Here is a 12,316-nt window from a genome sequence, read left to right as displayed (position 1 = left end):
TGAACTTTGCGCCCGATAAAAGCAACCAACGTTTTACTCCGTTCCATGATTCGTATTTTTCAGCTAGACGAGACATCTGTTCGCAAAGTCCGCGATATAGAGTCTTTTTCCAATACCGAACGGACACTTTGGGTGGATTTGCAAAATCCTTCACCGTCTGAAATCAAGCGGATCGAAGAGAAATTCGACGTGGATTTTTTGAGCCAGCAGGAGCAGCTGGAAATTGAAAGTAGTTCGCGTTATATTGAGGAAGATGATTTTCTGATCGCTAACTCCAACTTCTTAATTCCGGATGCCGAACAACGATACGTAACGGTGCCGGTGAGCTTTATCCTGAAAGACGATACGTTGTTTACGTACCGGAATGCCGATTTAAAATCGTTTGCCGATACCGTTAAACGGATTAAATCAAGACGGGCGGTATTCAGCGATGGCGCGCAGATTCTGATCTCGATTTTCGAGTCGCGCATCGATTACGATGCCGATTTGATTGAAATGGTATCGAGTGAAATTAAGGCCATTAACCGGATGCTTGATCTGGATGCAACGCTCGATCGGGAAATGCTGCTGAATATCAACGATTATCAGGAACTGACCATGTCGATTCGGGAGAACGTAGTGGATAAACAGCGCGTGATTTCGGCAATGATCCGTTCGGACGGCTGGTTTAATGAAGGTGAGCAACAACGGCTTCGAACGCTGATTAAAGACATCAACTCGCTGATCGATCACACTAATTTTATATTCGAACGGTTGGAGTTTCTGCAAAATACCTACCTCGGTTTAATTGATCTGGAGCAAAACCGGGTGGTGAAGATTTTTACCGTTGTGTCGCTGGTCTTTATGCCTCCGACCTTGCTGGCGAGTATCTGGGGGATGAATTTCGATGAGATGCCGGAGATTCACTGGAAGTATGGCTATGTATTTGCCATAGCGATGATGGTTTTTGCCTCGGCCCTTACACTCTGGATATTCAAACGCAAAAACTGGCTCTGACAGATTATAATTGGGTATTTTTTATCGAAAAGATTGCTAACCCATAAGTTACCTTTCTGTTTCTTCTCGTCTGAGAGTCAAACCAATTCCCATTGTGACTCATGGAACAGGCGCAGACTAACGCCCAACGCATCTACGATCAGGTGCTCACTTTTGCTACTATCTACGGTGGCCGCATTGTGCTGGCTATTATAACGCTCATCATTGGTCTTTGGCTCATAGGTTGGGCAATGCGTGGGCTAGCTGCTGTTATGACCAAACGGCACGTCGATCGCGATGTTCAGCCATTTTTGCTGTCATTACTCAATGCTGTGCTGCGAATTTTATTGCTGCTGAGTATAGCCAGTACGTTAGGGGTGCAAACTACGTCGTTTGTTGCCATAATTGGTGCCGCAGGATTGGCCGTTGGTTTAGCCTTGCAGGGAAGTCTAGCCAATTTTGCGGGTGGAGTCTTAATTCTGACGTTCAAACCATTCCGGGTTGGCGATTTGATTTCGGCGCAGGGTTTTACAGGAAATGTTGAAGCCATTCGAATTTTCGATACCATCCTGCTGACGCTGGATAACAAAACTATCATTCTACCCAATGGTCCTTTATCAACCAGTTCAATTACGAACATCAGTACAAAAGGCATTATTCGGGTCGATCAAGTCTATACGGTTGGTAGCCAGAATGATCTGGACGCAACAAAAGCGTCGATCCAACGGGTTGTTGATGCCTGCCCATATGCGTTGAAAGACCGCCAGCACGATGTCCTGATTGCGAAGCTAAATGCCAACTCACGGGAGTATGACGTTCGTGTCTGGACAAAAAGCGATACGTACTGGGATACGTATTATTACATGCTCGAAAATATAGCCCGGCAATTCGGGAGAGACGGTATTGAAGCGCCCAAGCCAAAAATGTTTATTACCAACGAAGAGTAAATTCGTCGTAAAACAACATGGAAATGGCTCCGGATCGATACGTCCGGAGCCATTTCCATGTTGGAAAGGAGCATTAGTGGCATATGATATCCACCTGAGCTCACTACGTTCGGGGAGGTTAACCTGCAGCTGCCAACGCCTTTTTTACCTTTTCGTAGAATGCCGCTACTTTTTGTTTGGGATCGCCTTTGCCCAATGTTTCTATCGGTAAATAGCCTCTGTAGCCCGATTCGCGGACGATACGTATAATTTTAGATAAATCGGTCGCTACTTCTTCGCCATTCACAAACATATTTTCTTTGATCTGCCAGGTAGCGGCATACGGGGCCACGCTGGCAATCTGTTGGTACGGATCACCGATTTTAAAACTGCCAATATCCAGGTTTGCCGCCAGCCATTCCGAATTGACTCGATGCAGAATATCCAGTACCTGATCGGCGGTCTGGACAAAATCGGCGTGGTTTTGAAGGACAATCAGTACGCCCTGCTGGGCCGAATAGGCAGCGCATTCGCTTAACGCATCGACAATCCACGTAGTAACTTCGTCGCGTTTATAGTTGATCGGTAACTCCTTGCCCAGCCCGGCAAAAACCCGAATAACGGGAGCGCCTAAACGAGCGGCTACATCGGTCCATTGTTTAACCAGGTTGATCTCTGCTTTTCGACGCACACTATCAGGAAGTGTAAAGTCATTTCGTACGCCCGTACCGCTAATATCGAGTCCCAGCCGAAATGCGTTTCGTTTGATCTGATAAAGAAAAGCGTTATTAGGAGGAACAGGATAGTTCAGGAAATAATAGCCCGTCGGATCAACCGCATCGAAACCCAGTTCAGCGCAGAACTGAATCACTTGTTCGAGTGTCATCTGCCCCTTCATAAGCGGTTCGTTGAATGAGTAAAGATTACAACTCAGTCGAACGTGGCTCGTTGTCGGGGGCGTCGGTTCACCGAAGGCCCAACTTTGGGAATCGGCTGCCGACGTAGCGAGTAACGGCAAACTGGCAAGTGACGATTTTAGGAAAAATCGGCGGTCTGGGCGAAAGATGTTCATGCCTGATAGAGACGTAACGGACTGTTTGTCTGATTTTTTCGTGAAAAGTCGGTCTTGCCGTGAAAATACTACTTGGTAGACGTAGTGATATGACCAGTAAAATCATGATGTAGGATCGCTTATCTTGGCATCCTATTGACTACCATTTGGTTCGGTCGTTTCAGAGCCACTAATTCGATACCAATGAAAATGATGTTAACCAGTCACCGATTCACCGTACTTTTCGTTCTCGTGATACTAGTCTCTGTCTCAACCTTCGGGAACGTAGCACCATCAAAACGTCCGCCGGGTGCTACGTGGCGGAAACTGTTTAATGGAGTTGACCTGACTGGCTGGAAACACGTCGGGGAGGGGAGCATGTCGGTCGAGAATGGAATGATTCGCGGGCATGGTGGAATGGGCCTGCTATATTATACCAAAGAGAAATTTGGAAACTGTACCATTCGGGTTGTGTATCGGATGGAAAAGGAAAATAGCAATTCGGGGGTTTATATTCGGATTCCAGTCGAGCCGCGCGAAGCTTGGATGCCTGTGCATTACGGCTATGAAGTTCAGATCGATAATCATCCCGAAACATCCGACGAAGACGAATACCACGTAACAGGAACACTGTATTCCATCTCGAAACCATTGGCCAAACCCGGTAAGCCCGGCCCCGAATGGAATACGATGGATATTACGCTGGATGGCCCCCGAACCATCGTTTACGTCAACGGTGTAAAAGTGACCGACTATAAAGAGGGCGACCCTGTTCCAGATCGTAAATTTGATTTTGAGCCATACCGTGGCCTCCGTCCGAATGTAGGCTATATTGGTCTGCAAAATCACGGCGAACATGATGTGGTGTTTTTCAGGGAAGTCTCCGTAAAATCGCTTCGATAGGCGATCAGGAGGTCATAGCGAACAACTTCCCGGAGAATGGGTTCATGTGGTCAGGTGATTGGTTAATTCTCAACGTATATGTCTGTTTCTGTTCATCCTCTGATTTCGCAGTCGCTGGGTAGTGGCCTGGCTGGCGCTGTTGCGCTGAATGTGTTGCACGAGACCGTGCGGCAGCTTGTTCCTGACGCGCCCCGTGTCGACCTGCTGGGCAAACGTGGTATTGTTAAAGGCTATGAGGCAGTCGGCGCAAAGCCTCCGCGCAACGAGAAGCTCTATGGTATGGCGCTGGCAGGCGATCTGATCTCGAACGGGTTGTATTATGGACTGGTTGGTTTAAATCCCAAACAGCCTTTGCTGACCGGCCTGGCGCTAGGAGCTCTGGCTGGTATAGGTGCCGTTACGTTGCCCGGACCATTGGGGTTAGGAGAAAAGCCAACTAAACGCACAACAGCCACGGCTGCCATGACAGTCGGGTGGTATGTAGTTGGCGGTCTGGTGGCTGGGGCAATATTCAAGCGTTTGCGTCTCTGAATAAATTATGCCACGCTCAGTTAAAAGCTGACGCTACTATATCAAGGTAACAAAATCTTTTTGTTGATGGATTAAACGTTTGAGAGTCTGGCGAGTCTAATCCACGATACGTGTCGACACGTATCGTGCAAACCGTTGAAAACATGACTATCCTGAAAACAATAAAGATGCTTGGCCTGGTGGCTGTACTGGCATTCAGCCCTGTTTTCGTTGCGAAAACACTGGCTCAGCCAGGTGTTACGGTTCCGGTTGAGTCGTTCTATGATGAATTGACTCCGTACGGAAACTGGATGCAGTATCCCGGTTACGGGAATGTGTGGGCCCCGAACGTAGGGCCTGACTTTCAACCGTATGCCACGGGAGGGCATTGGGTTGTTACAGAATATGGTAATACCTGGGTATCTGACTATAACTGGGGATGGGCACCTTTCCACTATGGTCGCTGGATTTATGACAACGCCTATGGTGGCTGGCTCTGGATTCCGGGAACCGATTGGGGACCTGCCTGGGTCGCCTGGCGTTCGGGAGGAGGCTATTACGGCTGGGCTCCACTGGGACCTGGGATGAATGTGAGCATAAACATCAATATACCAGCTCCTTACTGGACATTCGTACCGCAGATGTATATTACGAGTCCTCGTGTGTATAGCTATTGTGTACCTCGTCCAAACGTCGTCAATATTTATCATAATACGACGATCATTAACAACTATTACCGGTCCAATAACCGGGCGTATGCTTACGGACCACCGCGTGGCGATATTGAACGGATCACTCGCCAGAGCGTTCCTGTGTATCGGATCGATCACATGGATCGTCCAGGTCGTTCAGTTGTTGGTAACGGGTCGGTTGGTTTTTATCGTCCTGGCAATGGTCCGGCTCGGCAGGAATACAGCCGCAATGATCGATATAATAGCCCATACTACAGAGGAAGCAATTCCCGTGGTACTTACTATGGGGAGAATACACCCGGCCGAGGTTATAATAGCGGTACAGGCCGTGGAGACGTAACGAATAATGCTGGCCGGGGTGATTTCAACAACGGCATGGGTCGTGGAGAGGTAACGAATAGCTCTGGTCGGGGTGATTTCAACAGTGGCAATCCTAATCCCGGCTGGAATAATAATCGCAATAACATGTCGGATCGTGGTACGTTTGATGGACGTTCCCCTTCTGACCGCAGAGGGTCGATTGGTACGCCATCAAACCCTAACCCGATGAATAATACAGATAATACGTTCCCAGGCCAACCCGATCGGATTGGATCAGGTCGGGGTTCGTATCAGATGCCCGAACGAGTTAACAGCCTTCCGCAGGGAGGAGGTTTTCAGCAGCAACCCGACCGTTCGGTGGAACGATTTGGACGTCCAGCTCCGGCAGGAAGCAATAGCCAGGCATTCCCGGATGCGCGAGGATCGGGCGGATTCCAGCGGATGCAGGAAAACCGGGGAACTCAGATTCAGCGAGCGCCGGAAGGGGGAGCTGGACAAGGACAAGGTGGCCGCTTTGGCCGCGAAGGAGGTATTCAGGGCGGAGGTCGCGGACCACGCTAACTAGTATAGGGGTAGTTTATAATCAGAAGTCGCTCGTCTACTGGATGAGCGGCTTCTTTGCTTTCAGGGGTTTGGCTGTACTTTTGCCAGATATGCGCTATTTTATTCACTTATCGTACCGGGGAACGGCCTATCGGGGATGGCAGACACAGGCGGTTGGAGCGAGTGTACAGAGCACGCTGGAGGCAGTCCTGACTCAGCGGCTTCAGCAGCCGGTTTTCGTAGTTGGGAGCGGCCGAACGGATGCCGGTGTTCATGCGCAGCAGCAATACGCTCATTTCAATCTGGACATTCCGATTGATTTTTCAGAATCGCTGATTTATTCCATCAACTGCATACTGCCGGAAGACATTGCCATTCATGGCATCTTTCCCGTCAGAGCTAACGACCACGTTCGGTTTTCGGCCATTTCCCGCTACTATCAATATCATATCTCCCGGCAGAAGAATGCGTTTTGCAATGGATTAACGTACCATTTTCGACCCGAACTGGATATGGAGCGTATGAATGAAGCCTGTCGAATTCTTCTGAAATACACCGATTTTAAGAGTTTCAGCAAAGCAAAAGCTGATGTAACGCATTTTCATTGCAGACTGGAATTTGCTTACTGGGTACGTAGCGAGCCCGACCGTCTGACCTTTCATATCAAAGCCAACCGGTTTCTGTGGGGTATGGTCCGAACGATTGTTGGCACCATGCTGGAAATAGGGCAGGAGCGAATGTCTTTGGCGCAATTTGAGCAGATCATTCTGGCCCGGGATCGCACGGTTGCCGGAAGGGCTGCCCCGGCCAATGGCTTGTATTTGGTTGAAGTTGCTTACCCACCAAACGTAACCGCCCACTGGCCTGAATATTGATTAACGAGAGGAGTAGCGGGCTGAAAAAGAAACGAAAAAGATTTGTATAATACTGAGTATTATTTGAATTATCTCTCCTATTAACCAGTGAACCTTATCCAGTAGCAAGTTGATACATGGCTACTGGAGACTGGTAATCAGGATGAGATTATGCTGAAACCTACCCTAAGCCAGCCCTCGCCAAGCGCCTGGGAAAAAACGGACGAAACCTTACTCTGGCAGCAGTTCAGGGAAGGACAGACTGACGCTTTTCAGGCGCTGGTTCAGCACTTCTACCGCGAGCTTCATTTTTATGGCAGTCGTTTTACCCGCGATTCCGATTTGCTAAAAGATTGTCTGCAGGATTTATTTCTGGATCTGTGGACGTATCGAAGTAAAATAATCCAGACAAACTACATTCGTCCCTACCTCTACAAGTCCCTACGTCGGAAAATCTATCGGGAATTGATGCGCCATTCGGCCGAGATCAGCAATGAAGATGTTACGTTCGATGATGTTAGTTCGGAGGAAATTACGGCAGAGCAGGCACTGATACGTACCGAACTGTCGGATTATCAGACCGCCCGGCTCAATGCGTTGCTGGCCCAATTGTCTGATCGGCAGCGCGAAGCCATCCACCTGAAATTTTATGCAGAACTCTCGAACGATGAGATCGCGGAGATTCTGTCGGTCAATAAACAGTCGGTGGCTAATCTGTTGCATCGGGGACTTAGCCGATTGCGGGAAAGCTGGCCGTCGTTGCTGTCGATGGTAGCTGGTTGGCTGCTGGGCGAGTTGTTTTCGAACTAATTGATCTACACTGAGTATCAGAGCCTCACTACGTTCCTATTAACATCCGAACGGATATGGCTCATCTGCGATATGAAAACATACCAACATTATAGCGTTGAGGATTTTCTGACCGATAGCTGGTTTCTGGCGTGGGTGAAACACAACCAGCCCGAAGCCCGGCAATTCTGGGAGGAATGGCAACGGCAAAATCCCGGCCAGCGCGATACGTTGCTGATGGCCAAAGACATGGCTGAAGCGCTGAAAAATAGACCCCAAGCTCTGTCGGCCGATCAGGAGCAGGTAGAAATTGAGCAGATTATCAAACTAACGCGCTACGTACCAAACCAGTCCCGATGGGCAACGGCATGGCAAGCGTGGCGGCCTTTTAGCTGGGCGGCTGCCGCTGTGGTTGTGCTTGCGTTAGGCATGGGTTGGTGGACTATGCAAAAAGGAGTGTCGCCAGCCGAGCTTGCGAATCGTTCGGACATAACAACGATGGATGACGCCTTACCTAACGATTGGGCAAATCAGGTGAATGGTACGTCGCAGCCAATACGTATAACGTTGCCTGATGGAAGCCAGATGACACTCATGGCTAATAGTGAGGCATCGTATCCACATTCATTTGATACGGATAAGCGCGAAGTTCATCTGAAAGGCGATGCGCTGTTTTCGGTTGTTCATGAAGGCAAACGGCCATTTCTGGTCTATAGCGGTACGTTGGTGACGCGTGTATTGGGCACCCGTTTTCGGGTTCAGGCGCGTTCGGGAGCGAAGCAGATGAAGGTGTCGGTTATTTCGGGAAAAGTGTCCGTCATGGATCAGAAAGACTGGACCGCTGCTCAACAGGCATCGGGTACGAGTCAGTCGGGAGTGGTGCTAACGGCGAATCAGCAAGTGACCTACGATGCCAGTCTACGAAGCTATCAGAAAGAGCTAGTGGCTAAACCGGCCGTTGTTGACGCTCAATTTGAACGGGCAGAAACGTTTACGTTCGACGATACACCTGCTGCCACTGTGTTCGAACGATTGAAAAAAGCGTATGGCGTAGAAATTATATATGATGCGACTACTATTCAGCACTGTACACTGACCGCATCGTTGGCGGGGGTCTCTCTGTACGATCAGCTTCAATTGCTGTGTGCGTCAATTGGAGCGACCTATGAAGTGATCGACACACGGATTATTATTACCAGCAAAGGCTGTTCCTAATTAACCAATAAAAAAAGCCCGCTATGGTGCGAACATAGCGAGCGTATTTGACCGATCGGGCGGCAATTTCGGGCCACCGCCGACCGGCCTAGCTACTCCTTTGCCCGGAATAACTAAACCTACCCCCAAGTTATGTACAAGTTTACAAACCACGAAACGATTCGGGTGCTTATGCGACTTTCGCTACTTCACTTGTTGCTTACGGTGGCGTTGATAAATGGAGCTTTGGCTGCCAATGGGCAGGAGCTTCTGGATCAGCGAGTCAGTTTGCGGCTGGACAATCATACGATCAAACAGGCACTGCTGGCGCTGGAAAAAACCGCACATGTCAAGTTTGTTTATAGCCGCCAAGTGGTCCAGATTGAGAAAAAAATCTCACTGTCGGCAACCGACGAAAAACTGGCGACGGTGCTTGAGCGCTTATTAAATCCGTTGCAGCTACGTTACGTAGCAACCGGTAGCCAGATTGCTATTGTGCCGGGCATGGGTTCGGACAACGACAACAATAAGGGTTCTGCAAGCACATATCGGGAAACCAGCGACCGGGTTATTACGGGTACCGTAACCAGCGAAACGGGCGAAGGGCTACCGGGGGTGAGCGTCCTTATCAAAAACACCGGAACCGCACCAGCGGACCGGTCACGCGGAACCACCACCGACGCCGGGGGGAAGTTTCGATTGACCCTACTGGACAGCGACGGGCCAAACACTACGTTGGTATTTTCCTTTGTGGGTTACTTGAATCAGGACGTATCAATTGGAAATCGGACTGCGATTGATGTGCAATTGGCGCCTGATACAAAATCATTGGGCGAAGTAGTGGTTGTGGGGTATGGAACCCGGACAAAAAGCTCGATAACAGGATCAATTGCTTCTGTTAAGGCTGAAGAGCTCAAGGTAACCCCGGTGGCCAACCTGGCTCAGGGCATTCAGGGCCGCGTACCGGGATTGGATATGCGGCAAAATTCAGGAACGCCCGGCGGCAATATAAGCGTACGAATTCGGGGTACTAACTCAATAAACGGTACGTCTGAGCCGCTCTATGTGATTGATGGAATTCAGATTTCTGCTACGTCGGCCATAAACGCAGCCAATCCGCTTTCCCAGATTAACCCGTCGGACATCGAATCGGTAGAAGTGCTGAAAGACGCGGCAGCAACGGCTATTTATGGCGCCAGAGCAGCCAATGGTGTAGTGCTGATTACGACGAAACGTGGCAAGGATGGCGTCACGAACGTATCGTATGATGGCTACGTTGGGCAGCAGGAAACTACGCGAAAACTTGGTATTCTGAATGCCGCTCAGTTTGCCCAACTGGAAAATGATACGTATGCGCCAACGGTAGTTTACCCCAATCCGGCTTCGGTTGGACAAGGAACGAACTATCTGGATTTGATTTTTCGAAAAGCGCTGATTCAAAACCACCAGATATCGGTCACAACCGGCAACAATAAAACGCAGGTTGCGCTGGGAGCCAATTATTTCAGTCAGGCCGGTATCATTAAAAATACCGATTACAACCGATACGCGTTTCGGGCCAATATTGACCATAAGATTAACGACCGATTCAAAGTTGGCACGAGTTTGTATTATACCGTTACGGGCGAAAATCGAGTCAATGCGGGTGGAACGGGAGTAAACGTAACCAGCGCCCGCGAAGGTATTCTGGGCCGGGCCGTGGCCGCTCCGCCAACACTGCTGCCCTTTCGGCCCGATGGTACGGTGTATTCCTTTGCCGATCAGTTTAACGGGCGGTATCGCGAAACTGTCAACCCAATGGGCGAGCTGGCCAAGAAAAATTACACCAATACCAGTCGACTATTAGGGAATCTCTACCTCGACATAAACCTAGTAAAAGGGTTAACGTATCGGGCCAGCTTTAACGTCGATCTGACATCCAGCCTGCAGGAGCTTTATTCACCCCGTTCCATTGTCGATTCTATTTCGCTCAACAATCCGAATGGTGTGAATGGCGTTGCGGGAAATAATAGCGTATATGCCCAAACGTTGCTGCACGAAAGTATCCTGACCTATAAAACGCAGTTCGGGCAGCACCATGCTATTAATGCTACGGCTGTTTATGCTACGCAGTCGGAGATTATTCAGGCCAATAGCCAGACTGCTTCGGGTTTCGGGAACGACTTTACCGAAAACTGGTTGACGGCCAATGCGACCGTGTATGCCCTTTCCAGTTCACGGAGCAAAAGCAGCTTGGGGTCGTATCTGGGGCGGGTGGGGTATGGCTACAAAGACCGCTATTTTCTTGATCTGACCGCTCGTGTCGATGGATCGAGCAAGTTTGGCGCCAACAACAAATACGGCTTCTTTCCGGCGGTGTCGGGTGCCTGGCGAATCATCGAAGAAGACTTTATGAAACCCCTGACGTTCATGAGTGATCTGAAGCTGAGAGCCAGTTATGGAATTACCGGGAATGCTGGCGCAATTGGGCCATACCAGTCGCTGGCAACCGTAAGCGGGCAGGGCTATAACTACAATTTCAATAATAACGTACTGACGGGCATTAATCCAAGCGGCATTGCTAACCCCGATCTGAAGTGGGAACAGGCCACCCAGCTTGACATTGGGGTAGACGTAGCGTTTTTCAATAACCGACTGAATGTAGTGGCTGACTACTACCATAAGCGTACTGATAATCTGTTATTTACAAAAGCGGTGCCGATGTCTTCCGGCTATTCGACCATTACGGGTAATTACGGATCGATTGAGAATAAAGGGCTTGAATTAGGCGTAAGCGGCCGCATCCTGACCGGAGCCGTTAAGTGGGAAGCGTCGGGTAATATTACGTTCAACCAGAACAAGGTGCTGGCCTTGGATGGCATTCAGCAGGAGTTGACCTTGTCGAGCTATTCGATTCTGAAAGTTGGCTATCCGCTCGGTGTTTACCGGACGTATATTCTGGATGGTATTAACCAGACGGGCGAGTCGTTTCTGCCGGGGTACGATGCCCGGACGGGTGGCTTTAAAATCAAGGACATGAACGGTGATGGCAAAATCAGTACTGATGATCAGGTGATTGTGGGCAATGCACAGCCTAAGTACTTTTTCGGCTTTGCGAGTTCGGTTAAATACAAAAATTTCGAGTTCAGCGGCTTCCTGCAAGGCGTTCAGGGAAGCCGTCTGTTCAATGGCTTTCGTTTTACGTTCGAGACTCCATCCGGTCAGGTCAATCTGTTAGAAGGCATGGCCAATCGTTGGTCGTCAACGAATCCCAGCAATGAATACGTCAAACCGGCCCAGGGGACTAACCTGCCCGTTGGCGATCGGTGGGTGGAGGATAATTCCTACGTCCGCGTCCGAAACCTGACACTAGCATACAACATTCCGACTGGGAAACTGGCTAAAAATGCCCGTGCCTACATCAGCGGAAATAATCTCTTTACCATCACCAACTACCAGGGGTGGGACCCCGAATCGAACAACTATGGCAGTGCCAATGCGCTGTTCTATGACAATGGTACCTATCCGGCGGCTAAATCGTATGTTGTTGGCCTTCAGCTTACTTTCTGATAAAACTCT

10 protein-coding genes are annotated in these 12,316 nt (G+C 49.5%); 9 read left to right on the top strand and 1 reads right to left on the bottom strand.

Going from position 1 to position 12,316, the window contains the following annotated elements; translation table 11 throughout:
* Positions 1–45: 45 nt before the first annotated feature.
* Together corA and GK108_RS15525 are read left to right on the top strand one after the other, a co-directional pair.
* The gene (gene corA, locus GK108_RS15530) at positions 46–996 is read left to right on the top strand and encodes a magnesium/cobalt transporter CorA (RefSeq protein ID WP_163950097.1); all 951 of its coding nucleotides are present in this window, start codon (positions 46–48) and stop codon (positions 994–996) included.
* A gap of 101 nt (positions 997–1,097) precedes the next feature.
* Positions 1,098–1,922 carry a mechanosensitive ion channel family protein gene (locus GK108_RS15525; RefSeq protein ID WP_163950094.1) on the top strand — a complete coding sequence of 275 codons (825 nt, stop codon included), beginning with the start codon at positions 1,098–1,100 and terminating at the stop codon, positions 1,920–1,922.
* A 118-nt stretch (positions 1,923–2,040) separates the two neighbouring features.
* On the opposite strand, the gene GK108_RS15520 is transcribed toward GK108_RS15525, so the two are convergent.
* Positions 2,041–2,973: a sugar phosphate isomerase/epimerase family protein gene (locus GK108_RS15520; RefSeq protein WP_163950091.1), complete on the bottom strand. Its 933-nt coding sequence runs from the start codon at positions 2,971–2,973 to the stop codon at positions 2,041–2,043.
* Between the two features lie 231 nt (positions 2,974–3,204).
* Between GK108_RS15520 and GK108_RS15515 the strand changes: the two genes are divergently transcribed.
* From GK108_RS15515 to GK108_RS15485, 7 genes are all read left to right on the top strand, one after another.
* A complete protein-coding gene (locus GK108_RS15515) occupies positions 3,205–3,855 on the top strand; it encodes a 3-keto-disaccharide hydrolase (protein ID WP_317166532.1) in 651 nt (216 codons plus the stop codon).
* Positions 3,856–3,933: 78 nt separating this feature from the next.
* The gene (locus tag GK108_RS15510; RefSeq protein WP_163950087.1) at positions 3,934–4,386 is read left to right on the top strand and encodes a hypothetical protein; all 453 of its coding nucleotides are present in this window, start codon (positions 3,934–3,936) and stop codon (positions 4,384–4,386) included.
* Between the two features lie 143 nt (positions 4,387–4,529).
* On the top strand, positions 4,530–5,939 hold the full coding sequence (locus tag GK108_RS15505) for a DUF6600 domain-containing protein (RefSeq protein WP_212592811.1): 1,410 nt from the start codon (positions 4,530–4,532) through the stop codon (positions 5,937–5,939).
* Positions 5,940–6,031: 92 nt separating this feature from the next.
* The gene (truA, locus tag GK108_RS15500; protein WP_163950083.1) at positions 6,032–6,796 is read left to right on the top strand and encodes a tRNA pseudouridine(38-40) synthase TruA; all 765 of its coding nucleotides are present in this window, start codon (positions 6,032–6,034) and stop codon (positions 6,794–6,796) included.
* A gap of 150 nt (positions 6,797–6,946) precedes the next feature.
* Positions 6,947–7,585 carry an RNA polymerase sigma factor gene (locus tag GK108_RS15495; protein ID WP_163950080.1) on the top strand — a complete coding sequence of 213 codons (639 nt, stop codon included), beginning with the start codon at positions 6,947–6,949 and terminating at the stop codon, positions 7,583–7,585.
* 72 nt (positions 7,586–7,657) lie between these two features.
* On the top strand, positions 7,658–8,779 hold the full coding sequence (locus GK108_RS15490) for a FecR family protein (RefSeq protein WP_163950077.1): 1,122 nt from the start codon (positions 7,658–7,660) through the stop codon (positions 8,777–8,779).
* A 132-nt stretch (positions 8,780–8,911) separates the two neighbouring features.
* Complete coding sequence (locus tag GK108_RS15485) at positions 8,912–12,307, top strand: TonB-dependent receptor (RefSeq protein ID WP_163950074.1); 3,396 nt, start codon at positions 8,912–8,914, stop codon at positions 12,305–12,307.
* Positions 12,308–12,316: the final 9 nt, after the last annotated feature.

Source organism: Spirosoma terrae, assembly GCF_010435915.1.
Classification (GTDB): Bacteria; Bacteroidota; Bacteroidia; order Cytophagales; family Spirosomataceae; genus Spirosoma; species Spirosoma terrae.
The sequence above is the reverse complement of the archived record's forward strand: the minus strand, read 5'-3'. Positions and strand labels throughout refer to the sequence as shown.

Excerpts from the sequence above, each read along its gene's own strand:
- GK108_RS15510 (WP_163950087.1), top strand. The coding sequence starts at position 3,934 with ATGTCTGTTTCTGTTCATCCTCTGATTTCGCAGTCGCTGGGTAGTGGC.
- GK108_RS15505 (WP_212592811.1), top strand. The coding sequence starts at position 4,530 with ATGACTATCCTGAAAACAATAAAGATGCTTGGCCTGGTGGCTGTACTG.
- GK108_RS15525 (WP_163950094.1), top strand. The coding sequence starts at position 1,098 with ATGGAACAGGCGCAGACTAACGCCCAACGCATCTACGATCAGGTGCTC.
- GK108_RS15490 (WP_163950077.1), top strand. The coding sequence starts at position 7,658 with ATGAAAACATACCAACATTATAGCGTTGAGGATTTTCTGACCGATAGC.
- GK108_RS15485 (WP_163950074.1), top strand. The coding sequence starts at position 8,912 with ATGTACAAGTTTACAAACCACGAAACGATTCGGGTGCTTATGCGACTT.
- GK108_RS15495 (WP_163950080.1), top strand. The coding sequence starts at position 6,947 with ATGCTGAAACCTACCCTAAGCCAGCCCTCGCCAAGCGCCTGGGAAAAA.
- GK108_RS15520 (WP_163950091.1), bottom strand. The coding sequence starts at position 2,973 with ATGAACATCTTTCGCCCAGACCGCCGATTTTTCCTAAAATCGTCACTT.
- corA (WP_163950097.1), top strand. The coding sequence starts at position 46 with ATGATTCGTATTTTTCAGCTAGACGAGACATCTGTTCGCAAAGTCCGC.
- truA (WP_163950083.1), top strand. The coding sequence starts at position 6,032 with ATGCGCTATTTTATTCACTTATCGTACCGGGGAACGGCCTATCGGGGA.